Origin of the sequence: Virgibacillus necropolis, from assembly GCF_002224365.1 — a bacterium.
Classification (GTDB): Bacteria; Bacillota; Bacilli; order Bacillales; family Amphibacillaceae; genus Virgibacillus_F; species Virgibacillus_F necropolis.
Genome location: NZ_CP022437.1, coordinates 1,015,306 through 1,033,515, shown reverse-complemented (window position 1 = coordinate 1,033,515; position 18,210 = coordinate 1,015,306). Strand labels below are relative to the sequence as shown.

General features: G+C 37.7%; 14 protein-coding genes. 3 read left to right on the top strand and 11 right to left on the bottom strand.

Features of this window, described 5'->3' with window-relative positions; all coding sequences use genetic code 11:
* Nucleotides 1–101 precede the first annotated feature (101 nt).
* From srlE to CFK40_RS04790, 4 genes are all read right to left on the bottom strand, one after another.
* Nucleotides 102–1,163, bottom strand: a complete 1,062-nt coding sequence (gene srlE / locus CFK40_RS04805) for a PTS glucitol/sorbitol transporter subunit IIB (RefSeq protein WP_089531073.1) — start codon at nt 1,161–1,163, stop codon at nt 102–104.
* Between the two features lie 19 nt (nt 1,164–1,182).
* Nucleotides 1,183–1,728, bottom strand: coding sequence for a PTS glucitol/sorbitol transporter subunit IIC (gene srlA / locus CFK40_RS04800; RefSeq protein WP_089531071.1), 546 nt, complete (start codon nt 1,726–1,728; stop codon nt 1,183–1,185).
* Entirely contained in the window at nt 1,716–2,114 is a 399-nt protein-coding gene (locus CFK40_RS04795) for a transcriptional regulator GutM (protein WP_089531069.1), read from the bottom strand. Before CFK40_RS04795 ends, srlA begins: the two co-directional genes overlap by 13 nt.
* A 134-nt stretch (nt 2,115–2,248) precedes the next feature.
* Nucleotides 2,249–3,187 (bottom strand): sugar-binding transcriptional regulator, encoded by a 939-nt coding sequence (locus CFK40_RS04790; RefSeq protein ID WP_227001914.1) that lies wholly within the window; start codon nt 3,185–3,187, stop codon nt 2,249–2,251.
* Between the two features lie 204 nt (nt 3,188–3,391).
* On the opposite strand from CFK40_RS04790, the gene CFK40_RS04785 reads away from it, so the two are divergent.
* The 3 genes from CFK40_RS04785 to CFK40_RS04775 all read left to right on the top strand — a co-directional run bounded on the left by CFK40_RS04785 (nt 3,392) and on the right by CFK40_RS04775 (nt 7,332).
* On the top strand, nt 3,392–5,038 hold the full coding sequence (locus CFK40_RS04785) for a glycerol-3-phosphate dehydrogenase/oxidase (protein WP_089531065.1): 1,647 nt from the start codon (nt 3,392–3,394) through the stop codon (nt 5,036–5,038).
* A 219-nt stretch (nt 5,039–5,257) separates the two neighbouring features.
* Complete coding sequence (locus tag CFK40_RS04780) at nt 5,258–6,295, top strand: alcohol dehydrogenase catalytic domain-containing protein (protein ID WP_089531063.1); 1,038 nt, start codon at nt 5,258–5,260, stop codon at nt 6,293–6,295.
* A gap of 197 nt (nt 6,296–6,492) precedes the next feature.
* Nucleotides 6,493–7,332, top strand: a complete 840-nt coding sequence (locus tag CFK40_RS04775) for a sulfurtransferase (protein WP_089531061.1) — start codon at nt 6,493–6,495, stop codon at nt 7,330–7,332.
* Between the two features lie 100 nt (nt 7,333–7,432).
* Here CFK40_RS04775 and CFK40_RS04770 read toward each other — a convergent pair whose 3' ends face one another.
* The 7 genes from CFK40_RS04770 to CFK40_RS04740 form a co-directional block, all read right to left on the bottom strand.
* Nucleotides 7,433–8,377 (bottom strand): sugar-binding transcriptional regulator, encoded by a 945-nt coding sequence (locus CFK40_RS04770; RefSeq protein ID WP_089531059.1) that lies wholly within the window; start codon nt 8,375–8,377, stop codon nt 7,433–7,435.
* 183 nt (nt 8,378–8,560) lie between these two features.
* Nucleotides 8,561–11,071, bottom strand: a complete 2,511-nt coding sequence (locus CFK40_RS04765; protein ID WP_089531057.1) for a PIG-L family deacetylase — start codon at nt 11,069–11,071, stop codon at nt 8,561–8,563.
* A 332-nt stretch (nt 11,072–11,403) separates the two neighbouring features.
* Nucleotides 11,404–12,801, bottom strand: coding sequence for an argininosuccinate lyase (argH, locus tag CFK40_RS04760; RefSeq protein WP_089531055.1), 1,398 nt, complete (start codon nt 12,799–12,801; stop codon nt 11,404–11,406).
* 27 nt (nt 12,802–12,828) lie between these two features.
* Nucleotides 12,829–14,514: an ABC transporter permease gene (locus CFK40_RS04755; protein WP_089531053.1), complete on the bottom strand. Its 1,686-nt coding sequence runs from the start codon at nt 14,512–14,514 to the stop codon at nt 12,829–12,831.
* A 7-nt stretch (nt 14,515–14,521) separates the two neighbouring features.
* Nucleotides 14,522–15,622 carry an ABC transporter ATP-binding protein gene (locus CFK40_RS04750; protein WP_089531051.1) on the bottom strand — a complete coding sequence of 367 codons (1,101 nt, stop codon included), beginning with the start codon at nt 15,620–15,622 and terminating at the stop codon, nt 14,522–14,524.
* Nucleotides 15,623–15,651: 29 nt separating this feature from the next.
* Entirely contained in the window at nt 15,652–16,755 is a 1,104-nt protein-coding gene (locus tag CFK40_RS04745) for an extracellular solute-binding protein (protein WP_089531049.1), read from the bottom strand.
* Nucleotides 16,756–16,775: 20 nt separating this feature from the next.
* Nucleotides 16,776–17,939 carry an ROK family transcriptional regulator gene (locus CFK40_RS04740; RefSeq protein WP_089531047.1) on the bottom strand — a complete coding sequence of 388 codons (1,164 nt, stop codon included), beginning with the start codon at nt 17,937–17,939 and terminating at the stop codon, nt 16,776–16,778.
* Between the last annotated feature and the right edge of the window lie 271 nt (nt 17,940–18,210).

The window sequence follows — 18,210 nt, the reverse complement described above, 5'->3', positions numbered from 1 at the left end:
GTCACTCCTTACGTATTAAAAAAATAAATTACAAATGTAACAAACAATTACATTTGTAATTATATAGAAGATTTAGTTTTTAGTCAATATTTTATTAGTAGTTAACTATATAAACCAAAACTAGCAAAGTAGGCTATCACAACTGCTGCTGGACCGGTGATTAGTCGCGAGAATAATACAGCGGGTACACCGATTTCAATTGTTTCCGGCTTTGCTTCCCCTAACGTTAATCCAACTGGAACGAAATCTGTCCCAACTTGTGGATTTATGGCAAACAATGCTGGCAATGCCATTTGTGGCGGAATATTACCCTTTCCAATTTCAACACCAATAAGAACTCCAACAACTTGTGCAATAACTGCTCCAGGTGCTAGTAAAGGGGAGATTACTGGAATGGAAGCGATTAATGATAAAATAAGCATTCCTACTAGATTAGTAGCCAATGGTGCTACTAAGTTTGCTATTAAATCCCCGATTCCTGTATAGTTAATAATTCCAATTAGGGCACTAACAAATGCCATGAAAGGTAAAATATTTTTGATGATTGTCTCAATTGTATCTCTACCAGATTGGAAAAAAATACTTACGACGTTTCCAACCTTATTACCCAGTACTTCAATTAATTTCATGATAGGATTCTTTTTACCTTTATTATGGCTTGAAGCGCTTTCTTTTGCTTCTTCTTTCTTTTTCTTTGCTACATCTTTATCTAGCAATGATCCCTGATTTCCTTCATTTTGATCTTCCGCGCGTTTTTCATTTGTAGGTACAGTATCCACTGATCCAGATCCATCCGCTCCTACAATATTCTTCACATCGATACCAGAAACGAAATTGGTCTCGTTAATAAATTTTGCTAGCGGGCCTGAAGGTGAGTTGCTAAACGTATTGATAGTCGGGATCCCTAACTTGGGATAAACACCACTTCTAGCCGTACCTCCACAGTTGATTACTACCGCTGCCATATTCTCTTTTTCTACAGACTTTTCAAACCCATCTATCGCTATACCACCTGACTGGTCAGCAATTTCTTGAGCTACTGGGTGTATTCCACCACCAGTAACAGAAACGATATATTTCTTGTCTTCAGTTGGTTGTATAATCAGTGGCCCGCCCCATCCAGATGGACCTTTCGTTACCTTTACAGGTTTAAAGTTACTCACTTAAAATACCCCCTCTATTTTATGCAGCAATGTTTCCCTCAGAATTTTTAGCTTTGCTTTTTATCATTCGATCTGTTATAAATTCAGTTACGACACCGCGTAACAACATTACTACAATACCAACCAATAAATAACGTAATGCCAATGGTCCAAGTGATAGTCCAAGTTCTGTAATCCCCGCAGCAACTCCTAAATAAACAAATAATTCAGCTGGATTCGCATGTGGAAACAGACCAGTAATTGGATGAACAAATGATACTGCTGAATCGTAGAATGCCGGTTTTTGTTTTTCTGGTAAAAAACGTCCAAATGTATAACACATCGGATTGGTCAAAAAGAATACAGCTAGAAACGGAAAAATAGTATATCGTAAAATAAAATACTTAGTACATTTTTGGGCAAAACTATATACTTTTTCTTCCCCAATAAATCTAATTACTGCGTTAACTGCCGTGATTAAAACAACCAATAATGGAATGATGCCAGTGACTAACCCCATAAATTGATCGCCACCAGCCTGAAACATTCCAATGAAACCTTCAGCCAATTTAATTAAGAAATCCATGCTTCATTCTCCTTCCGTTTATTCATTTCTTTTTCAATCATATTAATTGCACCTTCTAGCGCATTCTTCTCTTTCATTAATAAAAAATCTGCATGTTTACTTTCTTCCAATTTCATCCCCTTTAGCCGATCTATACTTTTAAACCTGGCAAAAACTGTGATACCTTTCATTACTTTTGCTTCAACAACCTGTGACTGTTCATCACAAACTAACATGACAAGTGCTCCAGTACCGAGTTTTTTTCGATAAAATCCTGTCCCCAAATAACCTGAGTCCAATTTAGCAAACTCTTTAATACTAGCTCGATAATGTTTTACTTGTATTTGCGTCAACACATACTGCAATGCCCATATTGCCGCAAATACCAAAATGAAAGTACCCCACATGTTGCGGCCTCCTTTACATTTGTAATTGGTTATTAACTTTGTAAACTATAATAAAACGCTTACATGATAATGTCAATAACTTTATCAATAATTTTGAAAAATTATATTATTAAATTACCATTACTCATTAATGCTCAATCGCTATTAATCAGCTTTTCAGCAGTGTTTGCATCGATAAATAATGTATTAATATACCGAGCTTTCAATGCTACTTGAAGGCTTCCGCTTTTATGTACACCTTCCGCAATAGCAATTACTTCTGGAATTTTTTTGATATCCTCTAGATTAAGTCCGATTCTTCGTTGGTTTACTGGATGATCAATTTCAATTCCATCTATATCAAAAAAATTTGAATTCAAATCGCCTATAGACCCTGAATCACCAAGTGTTAAAATGTCCTGTTCACTTAGATATCCCAGTTCAGCCATCGTATTCATTTTAGTCGGAACGCCTATTCCAACAACAGCTATGTCAACGTTTCTTCCTTCATTCAATACTTTGCTAATGTCTTCTGTTTCACAAAGCTGGTTTTTCAACTCAACCGTATCAGCTATCGCGGGAGCATATAGATAGGAAGAGCTAGTATTTAACTTTTCCGCAAGCTGAAATGTCAGATGGTTGGAATGATAATGAACATAACGTTGACCCATTCCACCAATTAACGGTGTTACATGAATATGGTTTTTTTCTTGGTTTCGTAATTCTTCTATTAATGTATGGATTGATTTTCCCCATGAAATACCAATTTTGTTAACATCATCGAGTCGTTTCGATAAATATGTTGCCGCCACTTGACCTAAATTTCGCCTAACTAATTCGGAATTACCATCAGATGCAGCTAGTACAAAAACTTCATTTAGTCCATATTCATTTTCTAATATTCTCTCGAGGTCCACCGTATGTGCCGTTTCATCTTTAATATATATTTCTACTATATTGTTTTCATTTGCCTCTTTAATCATTTTAGAAATAATAGGTCTCGACAATCCAACCTTTTTAGAAATTTGGCTTTGCGTCCACCCTTCCAAATAATAAAGTTTTGCTACCTTTACAATTAATCGTTCATCTTTCATTTTCACTTATATGATCCCCCTTGTTACAATTGACAATTTTTTAGATTGATATAATAGTAACATAATCGAAGTTATAAGTTATAACAGTTATGTAAGCCTTTTATTGACTAAAAATTGAAAACTGGTTAAGATGAAGATAATTAACTTTTGTAAAATAAAAGAACAATTGTAAAAAGCGTTTGCTGAAAAGGAGTTGGTAATACTATGGATGGAAAAGCATTTTCTACATTAAATCGTGCCACAATGGTAGATAACTTAGAAAACGAGGATTTTGATGTACTAGTAATTGGCGGCGGGATAACTGGTTGCGGTATTGCACTCGAGGCTGTTAGTCGCGGTTTAAAAGTAGGGTTGATTGAACGAAATGACTTCGCTTCTGGAACTAGTAGCCGTTCAGGGAAATTAATTCATGGGGGATTAAAATATTTACAAAAGCTTGATTTCCCAGTAGTAAAAGAGACTGGTAGAGAAAGAGACATTGTATATAATAATGCACGGCATCTTGTCTATCCAATAAAAATGAACTTTCCAATTATCAAAAAAGAATACTATAATTTGCTTACTTTAAAGGCTGGTCTCACATTGTATGATCGACTGGCTGGAGTTAAAAAAGAGGAACGTCATAGCCTTTATTCCAAGAAAAAAACGTTACAAAATGAACCTTTATTTAATAAAAAGGTAATCCAAGGCAGCGGTGAATATGTCGAATATCGTACCGATGATAGCCGTCTTACGATGGAGATAGCTAAAACTGCATTTGAAAAAGGAGCCGCCGTTTTAAATTACGCAGAAATGACCGACTTTCTTCAAGATGCGCATAATCGTGTAAAAGGAGTTGTCGTAAAAGATAACATCGATGGCAAAACCTTTACGATAAATGCGACACATATCGTAAACGCAGCTGGCCCATGGGTAGATGTTGTAAGAAAAAAAGACCGTCCAGTAGAAGGTAAATATATGGTACTTGCAAAGGGAATTCACCTTGTATTTGACCATCAATCAGTACCTGTTAAATCCTCCATCTATTTCCAGCATAAAGGACGGATGATTGCAGTAATTCCTGTAGGCAACCGCACGTACGTAGGTTCAACAGAATCTATTTACAAAGAGGATATGGAAGACATTCATGTTAAGCGAACAGAGGTAGACTATTTAGTAGGGTGTTTAAATGACATGTTTCCTTCTTTACACCTTAACGTCAGTCACGTCATCTCAAGTTGGGCGGGGATCCGACCGTTAATAGGCGAAGATGGCAAATCACCATCCGAACTGTCCAGACATGATGAAATTTTTGAATCGGATACTGGACTGATTACGATTGCAGGCGGAAAACTAACTGGCTACAGAAAAATGGCTGAGCGCGTTTTACAGCATATAGATAAAAAGGAACAAAGGAAACCCTTGCCTGCCCAGACAGAACATGTAAAGCTATCAGGAGGAAAATTTGAATCAGCAAATGCTATCACAGCTTTTGTTGATCAATTACATGGTCATTACCATGACTTAAATCTAACAGAAGATGAGGTCCATGCATATGTCTTCCGTTATGGAGCAAATACAGAAAAATTGCTCCAACAAATGAGTGACTACGATTCTGAATACCCGAAAAAAGAGCAAAGAAATATAGTTGCTGAAGTTAGATATACAATTGAAAATGAGATGGTTGCAACACTCGCCGATTTCTATGATCGTCGAACTAGTTATCTCTTATTTGACCCCGATAAAGTAAAACAAACGCTTGACCAAGTAACAACAGAAATGGCGGATATATTACATTGGGATACAGCTAAAATCGAAGAAGAAAAAAGAACCATGCACTATTTAATCAAAAAATCATTAACATTCAAGTAAATTGAGAAAAGACTGATCCTTGGTCAGCCTCAGGCAAATTTAAGGCGCATCTCTAGTGAAGGTGTTATCACAAAGAGATTCATCTTAAGTTCGATCGGGATAATCAACACTCATTCGAATATTTCAACGTTCAATCCCGGATATCAACGCTCATCCGATATATCTATAACCTCTGGCGGGATAGGCGCTGGAGCTTAGTCAATAACACAAGGAGGTTTCATGATGAATGTAGTTGCTCTAACAGATAAGGAAACATTAGAATTTCAAGAACGAATTTTCCCGACCATCGATGATAACGAAATTTTAATAAAGGTTCATGCTACGGGAGTATGTGGCTCCGATTTACGAATCTATCAAAACGGTGATAACCGAGTTGATTATCCAAGAGTTATCGGCCATGAAATTGCTGGTGAAATTGTTGAATCAGGAAAGAATATTACTAGATTCCAAATTGGTGATAGAGTAACACTGGGGGCTCATATCCCCTGTGGTGAATGTCTATTTTGTCAAAAGAATCAAGGACATCATTGTATTCAAGAGAAATCAGTCGGTTACCACATTGACGGAGGCTTCTCTGAATATGTGGTCTTACCAAAAACGTTTGTTGAACACGGATCCATTCAAAAAATTGCTGACACGACCTCCTTTGAATTAGCAAGCTTATCAGAACCCTTCTCCTGTGTATTGAGCGGGCTGTATGAGGCAAATGTAACACCCGGAGATACTGTTGTCGTATATGGTGCCGGTGCGATTGGTTGTATGTATATTGCAGCAGCAAAAAAAATGGGAGCAGCAAGTGTGATTGCTGTACAACGGTCTGCACCAAGACGGAAAAAAGCCTCAGAATTTGGGGCGGACATCGTCATTGACCCAAGTACCACCACTGTTGATGAGAAGGTTAAAACGGCTACTGAGGGTTATGGTGCTGATGTTGTTATCGTCACTGCCCCTTCACCTGCTGTACAAAGAGAAGCACTTGAAGTAGTTAAAAAAACTGGAAGTGTACTGTACTTTGCCGGAATAAAACATGTAAAAGATATGGAAGTTAATACGAATCATATTATTTACAAACAATTAAATGTTGTTGGCACACACGGCGCACCTCGGACCCTCCATTTAGAAGCCGTGAAGTGGATCGACCAAGGGCTAATCGACTTTCCATCTTTGATTACGCATACTTTTCCATTAAAAGAGACGGAAAAGGCTTTTCAAACAGCTATAAATAAAGAAGGACTTAAATGTGTCGTAACGCCATAGGGCCGTGGGGACAGGTTCCTTGTCCCACATATCTTACCATAACAAAAAGACCGCATCCGCGGTTCACACCAAGGGCTGTTGGCTTTACTTATATAACAGGAAAGGGAACCTGTCCCTACTTCCCAATGTTTAGTTAAACCTACACGTGGAAAAGAGTCTATACGGATTAAATAAAAATATAGGAGGCTTTTTTAACTATGGTTAAAACTACACAGGGCCCTATCGTTTCAACAGAATGGGTTGTTCAGCACAAAAATGATAACGATATTCAAGTGGTAGAGGTAGATGTTGACACAAGTGCCTATGACTCGGGACATATTGAAGGGGCAATTGCTTGGAACTGGACAACACAGTTAAACGATCAGATACGAAGGGATATTCTTGACCGTGGACAGATGGAACAGTTGTTAGGTCAGTCAGGCATCTCACCTGATACAACCGTTGTGTTATACGGAGATAACAATAATTGGTTTGCCGCTTATGCATACTGGCAGCTAAAACTTTATGGGCATGAAAAAATAGAGCTTATGGACGGCGGTCGTGTAAAATGGGAAAAGGAATCCCGTAAGTATACGAATGATATACCTAAAGTAACACCGACTAAATATAAAGCAAAAAGCGCTGATCCTTCCATGAGAGCTCTGCAACCAGATGTTATGGAGGCTGTTAAAAACGCTCAACCACTTGTCGATGTGCGCAGCCCAGAGGAATACAGCGGTGAGGTTATTGCACCAGCCGGTATGAATGAAACAGCACAACGAGGCGGACATATTCCTCATGCTGTCAACATTCCATGGAAAGAAGTTACTAATGAAGATGGCACTTTCAAATCGCTAGAAGAACTCGAAGGTTTATATGCCAAAAATGGGATTACATCAGATAAACCTATTATTACGTATTGCCGTATTGGCGAAAGATCTGCTCACACTTGGTTCGTCCTACATGAACTTCTCAACTTCAGCAAAGTGAGAAACTACGATGGATCATGGACAGAATGGGGAAGCATGGTGGGTGTACCTATTGATAAGTCAAATTAAACAACCGAATGATTGTGGAAGGGTCCGGATACTTTCCCGACCCTTTTTCCAATCATTGTAATGGGGATTACCGGGACGAGAAACCTGTCCCTATGTCCCGTTAATCATTAACTAATGCCTGGGCTGTCCGGTCATCGGTTATTAACACATTCAAATATCCACCAATCAATGCAGCTTCAATGCTTTCTAGCTTATATGATCCTTCTACAATTCCAATTACTTCTGGGATATTTTTTATTTCTTCTAAGTTTAACCCAATAACCTGGTTATTTAAAGGATGATCAATTTGATTACCAACTGCATCAAAAAAGCGAGAACTAATATCCCCCACAGCTCCAGCCTTTCGTAGAGATAGTAAATCTTCCTCCTCCAGGTATCCGATTTTTTCCATTGTCGAACTTTTAAAAGGATTTCCAAGACCGACTACAGCCATTTCAACATTTCGACCTTCCTCCAGTACATGTGCAATATCCTTTGTATTTACAAGTCTTTCTTTCAAATCATCGTTCTCCACCATTGCTGGGGCATATAGATAGGAACAGGAAGCATTCATTTTTTGTGCTAAATGAAATGCTAGCTGATTCGAATGTAAATGTACATAATTACTACCCATCCCACCGACTATTGGTACGATATGAATATCACTTCTTCGTTCATATGGATATTCTTCGACAACTGACAAAAGCGTCGTTCCCCAGGAAATACCAAGACTCTTCACCTGGTTTAGGTTATTAGCTATGTAGGAAGCCGCCGATTTACCAAGCTGCCGTTTAGCCATTTCAGGAGCATAACCAGCTGTAGAAACAACGATTACTTCCTTCAGGTTATACTTCTTCTCTAGCTTCTGTTCCAGTTCAACCGTTTGCAGTGTCTCATCCTTAATATATATTTCAACAATTCCTTCTTTTTTGGCAGCATTTAAAAGCTTTGAGATCACAGGACGAGAAACACCGTTCTTCTTTGCAATCTGTGCCTGAGTCCACCCTTCAAAATAGTATAACTTAGCTACTTTGACCATTAACCGTCTTTCTTCCCAATTCAGCATAAAATCGCTCATTTCTGTATTCTTTTTACTTATTGTACCTGAAATATTGCATATGTTCTAGTTATATACATTTGTAAGCGGCAAGGGGGTCTGACCCCAAGCTATAGTCTCGCGGTAAAATGATGAATTTCACAACAAAATCCCATAGATAATAGCTACCTATGGGATTTCAAACATCCTATTTTATTCTTCATGCAATGGATAGCTTACTAGATTGCTGAAAATGCGATATCCACCAGGTACTTGATTTTGAATTTGTCGGTACCAGACAAGATTTGTATACAAGTATGTTCCTTCACCGTAATCGGCCATCAAAATACCACCGTTAAATGGTTCTTCATTCGGATCGGCCATACTAACAAACGTTTCAAATCTGTCATCCCATTCCATCGGAAAATATAAACCACGTTCCTGGACCCAGTTGGACCAATCACTTTTGGTTATATTGTTTGGATAATTAAAAAATGGATGATTAGGCTTAAGCACGTTTACCTCGGCTTCTTCCTTCGTTACACGCCATTCGATGGACGGCTGGCCTATAACGAGCTTGTATGGGCTTGTTTTCTCAGGGTCCCAGTTATCCCACGGTTTATTATATTGAACAACAAGGTGTCCCCCGTCTTCAACGTATTGTAATAACCGCTCATTATTCGTTCTTAAATCTTCGCGAGAAAGATACGCTCTGACACCGGTCACAATGGTATCATATTTAGAGAGATCACCGGACTGGAGATCTTCTTGCTCTAATTTAGTAACATCCATTCCAATACCTTGCAATCGTCCCGCGACTTTATCAAATCCACTATCGATATATCCTACTTTCAACGTTTCAGGCAAGTTTAAATCAAACGCAACCCCCTCAACCTTTGCAGGGTAGAGGTAGTAGGAAGTATCAATATGGTCATATTGAATTTTCTGTACATAAGTACTCAATGATTTTCCATTTGCATTTACGATTGGATTGATAGAAAATTCACCTTTGTTGACATCAGAACTAGGAGATACGGTAAACGAAACGGTTTTGGTTTCACCCTCATTCTCAAAAGTAACAGGTGCTGATTCCGGCTCAACTGTCCATCCTTCTGGAACTTCTAGCCTAACAGATGCATCAAGCTCTCCATCCGTGTTATTTTTGACCTCAGAATCTACGGTAATCTGTTCTGGAACGTCCAACGTATTAACTACTAATTTATTCGGATTAACTTGCACGGAAACGTCTGGCATGATCGCGACAGTAGGGTCTGTTTGATAACTCTGTTCAACCGCTGTTGGTCCTACCGAATAAGTTACTTCTGAATGAATTACAGGCTTATCATATGGTTTAAAGTAACCGGAATCAGCGGGAACATTAACAGTAAATTCAATGGTCCTTTTTTCCCCAGCATTTAAACGAAATGGTTTTGGTATATCATTTATTGTCCATCCTTCTGGAAGACTTAACGTCGCGCTAACATCTTTCAGAGAATGCTTACCTTTATTTTCAAGCGAAACAGTAACCTTTGTTTGTTCATTTTGAACGAGCGTAGCGTCTTCTACTACAGTCTCAACTTTTAGGTTAGAAGCAACTTTACTTACATCAGCAAGTTGTTGTTGTTTTACATCTATCCGAAACAAGATGTCTTCTTTTACTTTTTCTTGTAATTCACTATTCGTTATTTTAGATTCTAATTTTCTTGCTTCGTGAAGTGCCATATGTGCTTGTTTCATAGCCTTATCACGATTTGGATATTGGTCGATAACCTTCTCGAGTGTCTTTTGAAAATGATTAAGTTTTGCGCGTAATGGTTTAGAATTTAATTGACTTGCAATTTCTGAGAAGTCGTAAGCTAGTCCATCAAAAAGGTCTTCTTCGGCAGGAATGTCCTTAACTGACTTTGCAAGCCTTAAGTTAATTGTCTCGGGTTCTGCTGGAATGTCATTTCCCATTCCTTGACTCTTATGGAGGTAACGAGACTTTTCACCAAGTTGTGGGTATGTCATACCATAAATAGGATCATAAATCCCAATTTCTATCGATGTAGTTGCATTTTCTTCTTCAGCTGGGAGGTACAATTTTTTCACTTGCCAAGTAGAAAGGCCTTCTTCTTCAAGTTGCTCTGGAAATACGGTTGGATCTGCCGCGTCTTCAAAAGCTTTTCTGGTAAGTTGATTAATTGCTCTGTGGTGTCCATGTTGAGTGTCAACATCTAAAAATGATGTGAAGAGGATATCAGGCTTATTGGTTCGTATCCTATGAATAAAACGTTTGTAGGTAAGCTCTTTTCCCCACTTTTCTAACGTTTCATCAGGACTTTTTGAAAAACCAAAGTCATAAATAGGATCGTTGGTTGTTTGGCTTAAGTGAAATACTTCTACACCAGTAACTTTTGACGCCTCAATCATTTCGTTTGAGCGAATAATTCCTAGCGCATTTCCAAGTTCCTTACCTATTTCATTTTGCCCACCTTCCCCGCGGTTTGCAATAAGACTTGCGGTTCTTATGCCTAGACCTCTTGAAAGATAAGCAAGTAAATGACTACGTTCATCATCGGGATGCGCACCTGTATTTAAAAAGCTTAACGTAGTGTCTAGTGGTTGTAACGTGTTCCAAAGATCAACATCTTGTTCAACTTTTTCTTGTTTCCCTGATTTCGCAAATGTCATTAGTGGTACGAGCAAAAGTAGAACGAGAAACAAATAAATAATTTTCTTCATGGTATTTCTCCCTTCATAGTAGTTTCGTACAGTGACAGGGTTGTTTACCAGAAACCGCTTATAAGAATAGTCATATTCAAATTACGCTCACCTCCCTAAATGTGCGTGTTCAAAAAGTCGGCAAATTAGAAACAAGAAGTTCAAGGCGCGAAGATTTTGAGGACCGGACTTGCGCGTGTTGTGCTGACTTCTACGTTGTCCACAGGACGTGGACGGTTTTAGTAGAAGTTCCTCTATGCTTTTAATACGTGAGGACCGGAAAAAACTGCGCAACGAAGAAATTCGCCGTTTATCATTTGGTGACTTTTTGAACAACCTCTAAATGAACTCTTTTACCTTCTAGCCTCAATCATCCCCCTAACAACATCCGGATTTGGACCACCTGTGATGTTTCTTCTTTTTACAAAACATACCGGATCCATAATACTTTTCCAATCTTGTTCTGTTAATTCCACGTCACCTAGCCAACTATTAATTTGATCAAGAGAAATGTCGTAAAGTTCTTTGTCCTGTTTTATTACCTTTCTTGCTATCACACTTGCTTTGTGATGAGCTTTCCTGAAAGATACACCATAGTCTCTAGCGAGAACATCTGCTAGCTCTGTAATTGTGATCATATTCTCTCTAGCCTGCTGATGTGCTCTTTCTTTATTGAAATTCATAGTTATAATGACAGCTCGCATTAAACGTAAAACACGTATGCCTTTTCGATAACCTTCATAAATATGGGGCTGTAAGTCATCTTCTGTATCATTTATATCTCCATACGGTGTATTGTGAATCATGTGCAAAACAGCCATCCCTTCTGCTGCTGCACTACTAGCTATTGCTCTTGAATGTTCAATGGATACAGGATTTCTTTTTTGTGGCATAATGCTACTAATTTGTACGTAAGCATCGGAAACTCTTAACAAACCTACTTCCTTTGATGCCATACGCAAGAATTCTTGAATCCATCTCCCCATGTTAGTTGTCAAGCTTATCAGCGCTTGAGCTGCCTCCATCAAGTAATCACCAGTACCGATCGCATCATAAGAATTTTCTACTAGACCATCAAACTTAAGCAACTCTACCATTCTTTCACGATTAATTGGAAACCCTGTAGTCGTAATTGCTGCAGCACCCATTGGTGATTGATTAACCGTTTTATAAGCTTGTTCTAGCCTTTTTATATCGCGTTGCAAATTGTCATAGATGGCAACTAAATAGTGACCAAAAGTCGTTGGTTGAGCAGGTTGCGTGTGTGTATGTGCAGGCATAATTGACTCGACATGGAGTTCAGCCTGGGACAATATTGCTTCACTTAAGCCCTTTGCATCACTTATCGCCCGTGTTATAAACTCACGTATCACGATTCGGTACATGGCCTCACCCATATCATTCCTACTTTTAGCAATGTGCATCTTACCAGCCAATTCATCGCCAATCCGTTCTCCAATTTGAGATTCTACAAGGAAAAATAAATCCTCGTATCCTGTTGAATATTCAAGTTGCTTTCGATCAAGCAATTCCACCTGTTTAATACCAACCAATATTTGTTCCGCTTCATTTTTGTTGAGAATCCCTTGTTCAGCCAACATGGTAGTATGTGCTTTATGAATCGTAAACATTGCGTCCAATAGATGTTCTTTTTGATCGTAAAATACTGGTTTCAACAATGATTCAACGTAAGTTTTGCCAGGAAAACTAATACCCTCACTTGCCTCAAACTTTTCTTTATCTATTGTCATCAGAAATTCACCTTCATCCACTTTTGTTTACAACGTATTCTCAGATTTAACACCAAAAAACTTGTATGCAATATACATAACTATTGCTATAAGACCAACCTGTATCATTCCAAATGCAGCCGCCTGACCAATGTTAAACATCCGTAGTTGATTCATGATTTCAATTGAAATCGGTCTGTTACCAATTGTATAAAGTAAAACAGAAGTCGGAAATTCTCCTACCGCTTGAACAAATGCGAGCAATGTACCACTTAACACCCCAGGCATGATTATTGGGATAACTACTCTTCTAAAGGTATAGAACCATTTTGCCCCTAGATTTTGTGCTGCTTCTTCTATAGAATCATCCATTTGTTCCAAAACTGCTGATGTTGACCTAACAACTAATGGAATAAACCGGATGAAGTAGGCTAGTGGTAGTATCCAAAACGTACCAACTAAAACTTTCCCAAACGAAAATGGAGAAGGCTCATTAAACGCCAAAATTAAATTCATTCCAACAACTGTAGCCGGTAATGCCCAAGGAATCATAACTAATATATCTAATAGATTCTTACCTATAAAACTACGCTTAACAAGTGCGTAGGAAGTGATTATTCCAAACACAAATACACCAGCACAGGCTAGGACTGACATAATTAAACTATTTTTTACTGGATCCCAAATATTTGGATCCTCAAACAATAACTTAAAGTTCTCTAGACTAAACGCTTGTGGATACGTTTGCCATGTCCAACCACCTTCAGGAACTAACGATAATACGAGTAAAGTAAGATGCGGCAATAACAAGATAATCATCGCGATGACACCAAGCGTAACCATAACCCATTTCAATATTGGGTTATTCACTTCACTTCGATGAGCTCCTATACCTTTACTTGCCATGCGATAGTCTTTTCGTCCTTGATACCAACGCATAAACAGCAAGAAGGATATTGATACTGCAGACAAGATAACAGACTGGGTTGCAGCCATCTCTAAATCACCATTAATTTTAGAAAAGTAAATTTGCAGACTTAGCACACGATATCCACCAGCGAGTAAAAATGGTGCACTAAAAGATGCCATTGATACCATAAATACTAATAAGGATGCTGCAACCAGTCCCGGAGTCAATAAGGGAAATGTTACCTTCCAAAATACCTTTGATTTGCTAGAGCCCAAATTATAGGCTGCTTCTTCTAATGATGGATCAATATTGTTCAGCGCCGAGGCTGTTGTCATATAAAAATAAGGATACATCGTATAGGCGTGAACCAATAAGATACCTGAAACACCACCAATGCTAAAAGGAATTTCAGAAAGATTTAAAACATCTTTAATAAAATTTGGTACCAACCCAGCTTCTCCATATAGAAACATGAATGCCATAACACCAACTAAAGATGGTAGAACAATTGGCATGATTGCAATATTAGAGAAAAATTGACGCCCTGGAAAATCATAACGATTGAAAATATACGCTAACGGAACACCAATTAAAGCGCTAAAAAGAACAGATAATAGGGATATATAGACCGAATTCCATAAAGCTTGTAAATTTGCAGCAGCTTTAGGACCAAAGAAATCCGTATAATTATGGATAGAAAATACACCATTCTTTTTGAAGCTTTCTAGTATCGTTTCAATTGAGGGATACAATACATACCCAATTAGAACCAACAAAATTGGTATTAGTAGATATAACGTTTTTCTTTTTTCTGCATTTAACATAAGCTTGTCACTCCCTTGCCTTTGGGATCACTCGTATTTGATCTTCTGGCATGTACACACTAACTTCTGTACCTTCTTTAAAATATGTACTTGGACCACGATTTAAGTCGGTAGTCCTAATTGTCACATCTTCATTAACTGTTATATAGGTATGAACAGATGCACCGGTAAATTGCACAAGTGAAACTTGACCCTTAAAAACGTTTTTTTCACTGGTGATCTGATTATAATCAATTTGGATTGCTTCTGGTCTAATAGACATGACCAAATCATCGTTTTCATCGTAGGTAGCTATGTTAAGTTCCGTATCCTTTACGTAGATGAAATCTCCTAGTGTCTTAGAACGAAAAATCAATTCTTTCCCCGAAGTTTTTTCATACGAAATAGGCAACAGTGTTGTCTCCCCTATAAATTCAGCAACAAAATCATTCACAGGTTTATTATATATTTCTGTTGGGGTACCTATCTGTTGGCACACACCATGGTTAAATACAGCAATTCGATCGCTCATGGTTAAAGCTTCCACTTGGTCATGTGTAACGTAAATGGTTGTAATCCCATACTCTCGTTGTAACCGCAGTATTTCGGTACGCATTTCATCTCGTAATCTAGCATCTAAATTACTTAAGGGCTCATCCAAAAGTAAGATGTCAGGTTCAATAACAAGCGCTCTTGCTAGAGCAACTCGTTGCTGTTGTCCACCACTTAACTGACTAACTTGCCGTTCCATATACTGATCCAACCGAACTTTCTTAAGTACATCCAAAACCCTTTTCTTAGTATCTGATTTACTAATTTTTCTTACCTTTAAACCAAAGGCAACATTCTCAAATACAGTCATGTGTGGAAAAAGAGCATAGTTTTGAAAAACCATGCCCGTATTCCTTTTTTCAGGTGGTACCGTCGTCATATCCTTTTCATTAAATTTCACTTTACCTTTAGTAGGGTAATAGAAACCGGCAATCATTCTAAGAGTTGTTGTTTTACCACATCCACTTGGACCTAAAAATGTAAAAAACTCGCCTTCTTCAATTAATAAATCTAAATCATTGACTGCCGTAACATTACCAAAACTCTTCGTTATTGTTGATAAGTTCACTGTTGACATGAACAACAACTCCTCTTATGAAAAAATTTCTATTCTTCGCTCTTATCTTTTTCCGTGTTTTTAATTTTATTATCCCAATATTCCATCCATTTTGGAGATTTCTCCTGGAATAAAGCCCAATCTATTTCCATTGGTTTAATTTCTGTTTCTGTGATCCATTCTGGTAAATCCTCTATATCCTCACGAGTAGGAATACGATAATACTTTTCCGCAAGTAGTTTTGCAGCCTTCTTCGTATTTACAAACTCATAAAAGGCTTTCGCTGCCTTTGGATGTGGAGCATCTTTAACAATTGCAATACCCTCTGTCAATACTGGTGTTCCACTTTCAGGAATTACATAGTCGAAAGGATAACCTTTTTCTTCAGCCAACATTACCGTATCTGGCATATTCCAAACAGATAATGAACCAACACCCTTTGCCACCTGATTGTACATAATTTCTGGGTTTGCAGAATATTCTTTTGTGTTTTCATCAAGCTTTTGTAACCACTCATACCCTTCTTCAGGACTTTGTGTATCCTTATACGTACGATAAATCATTGCCGAGTATATGGTGCGCATTGTACCTGAGGCCAATGGATAACGAATAATAATTTCATCTTCCCATTTAGGGTCAAGAAGGTCATCCCAATCCTTTGGCGCTTCTTCTGCTGATATTTCTTTTGTATTATAAAGAATTACTTCCGGTGTGATAGACGTTCCCGACCACATCCAGTCCTCATCATGATACATGTCATCTAATGCATCAGCATAAGTAGGTTTATATTCTGCAAGTAGACCATCATCTTTTGCTTGATCAAAATTCACTTGAGGTGCTCCCCACCAGATATCTGCTTGAGTATTATTTTTCTCAGAGCGGACACGGTCTAATATCTCTTGAGAACCCATATCTAAAAATTCCATATCGACATCGTATTCTGCTTCAAATAGTTTTTCAAATTCGCTTAAAATGTCTTTACCATGTGGAGAATAGACAACTACCTTTTCTTCCAAATCTTTACCCGAATCTGAATTTGAGGCTCCATCACTGCTCTCCTCACCAGAACCACCCGCCATACACCCTGTGAGCGTAATACCTATGAATGTAATTAGTAAAAATGAAAATACCCACGACTTTTTAATAAAACACATAAATCCTTTACCCCCTTGTTTTAAATATCAATTAATGTATCAAACTCCTTTAAAAATAATGCTACTGCCCCGATAACCCCTGCTTCCTTTCCAAACATTGTTGGTACTATTTCACATTCTTTTGGAGTATATCTTTTCATGATGTCTACCATCTGTTTATGAATAATGGAATATGACCCGCTGACACCACCCCCTAAAATAATTAATTCAGGATCAAAAAGTGAAACATAATTCGCAATACCTAAAGCCAAGTTTTCAATGGCAAAATTAACTACTTCCAAAGCAGCTTGATCCTGTATTTGATACAAATCAAAAGCCTCTTTTGCTGAAACTGTTCTTCCTAGTCGTTCTGATAATTGATTCCCAATCGAGGAACCACTTGCAACACTTTCCAAGAAACCATATCCAGCATACACAGGGTGATAATTCTCAGCATGCACCCTATCTGTTACAAGATAACCAATTTCACCTGCACTATAATTACTGCCACGATATAACTTTCCGTTTATCATAATACCGCTACCTATTCCAGTACCAATCGCAATGTAAATTAAGTTCTTTTTATCTCTCCCTACACCTTTCCAATGTTCACCCAGCGCATTGATATTTACATCATTATCGATGTATATTGGCAGATTAAAGATTTCTTTTAATCTTGCACGTATGGGAAAGTCCTTCCACTTTAATGCCGGTGCTTCTTTGACAGTTCCTTCCTTAACATTTGTTATACCAGGAACCCCTGCCCCCACACCTAGAATTTTTGATTCGTCAATCCCTAATTCCCATTTCATAGACTCTACACTTTGTTTAATTTCATCAAATAAATGATGTTCTAAATTTACTTGTGTCGGAAAATCTCGATAGGCATAAACCTTACCATTCAAATCAGTAATCCCTAATGCTACATTTGTGCCACCAATATCTATTCCGATAATATAGCTTTTTTGTGGATTAAACATTAAATTAACAGGTTTCCGTCCGCCATTAGTGGATGCTTCACCATTCCCAGTTTCAAATATCCAACCTTCTTCCAACAACTGATCAACAAGTGTGGAAACTGTTGGCTTACTAAGTGCTAACTTTTTAGAAATAGTAGCACGCGAGCTAGATTGTTCGTTCATAACGTATTTAAGTATCAACTTTTGATTCATTTTTTTTATGTAAGCAGCATTTCCTTTCTGCATTTAACAGGCTCCCTAAATTTATTTAACCATCTAGTTTCTAAAGAAAAGTAGTTGAACAGATCTTTAATTGAGTTAGTAAAGTTTACTTACTAATCAAACATTTAATAAACCATAATTGAAAGCATTTTCATTGTAAACCCTAAAAATACACTGAAATAACAATTATTCTCCAGATTATCTTGTGTATTCTCATTTTTTCTTCAGTTTTTGTAGTTTTTAGATTTTTAGTATATTTTTATATATTAAAAATAGTTATTTACTTTTAAATTGA

What these genes read in the sequence shown, in the direction of transcription:
- CFK40_RS04750 (WP_089531051.1), bottom strand. Translation starts at nt 15,622, where the DNA reads ATGTCAACAGTGAACTTATCAACAATAACGAAGAGTTTTGGTAATGTT.
- CFK40_RS04755 (WP_089531053.1), bottom strand. Translation starts at nt 14,514, where the DNA reads ATGTTAAATGCAGAAAAAAGAAAAACGTTATATCTACTAATACCAATT.
- CFK40_RS04780 (WP_089531063.1), top strand. Translation starts at nt 5,258, where the DNA reads ATGATGAATGTAGTTGCTCTAACAGATAAGGAAACATTAGAATTTCAA.
- CFK40_RS04765 (WP_089531057.1), bottom strand. Translation starts at nt 11,071, where the DNA reads ATGAAGAAAATTATTTATTTGTTTCTCGTTCTACTTTTGCTCGTACCA.
- CFK40_RS04775 (WP_089531061.1), top strand. Translation starts at nt 6,493, where the DNA reads ATGGTTAAAACTACACAGGGCCCTATCGTTTCAACAGAATGGGTTGTT.
- CFK40_RS04745 (WP_089531049.1), bottom strand. Translation starts at nt 16,755, where the DNA reads ATGTGTTTTATTAAAAAGTCGTGGGTATTTTCATTTTTACTAATTACA.
- srlA (WP_089531071.1), bottom strand. Translation starts at nt 1,728, where the DNA reads ATGGATTTCTTAATTAAATTGGCTGAAGGTTTCATTGGAATGTTTCAG.
- CFK40_RS04790 (WP_227001914.1), bottom strand. Translation starts at nt 3,187, where the DNA reads ATGAAAGATGAACGATTAATTGTAAAGGTAGCAAAACTTTATTATTTG.
- CFK40_RS04740 (WP_089531047.1), bottom strand. Translation starts at nt 17,939, where the DNA reads ATGCAGAAAGGAAATGCTGCTTACATAAAAAAAATGAATCAAAAGTTG.
- CFK40_RS04770 (WP_089531059.1), bottom strand. Translation starts at nt 8,377, where the DNA reads ATGCTGAATTGGGAAGAAAGACGGTTAATGGTCAAAGTAGCTAAGTTA.
- CFK40_RS04785 (WP_089531065.1), top strand. Translation starts at nt 3,392, where the DNA reads ATGGATGGAAAAGCATTTTCTACATTAAATCGTGCCACAATGGTAGAT.
- argH (WP_089531055.1), bottom strand. Translation starts at nt 12,801, where the DNA reads ATGACAATAGATAAAGAAAAGTTTGAGGCAAGTGAGGGTATTAGTTTT.
- CFK40_RS04795 (WP_089531069.1), bottom strand. Translation starts at nt 2,114, where the DNA reads ATGTGGGGTACTTTCATTTTGGTATTTGCGGCAATATGGGCATTGCAG.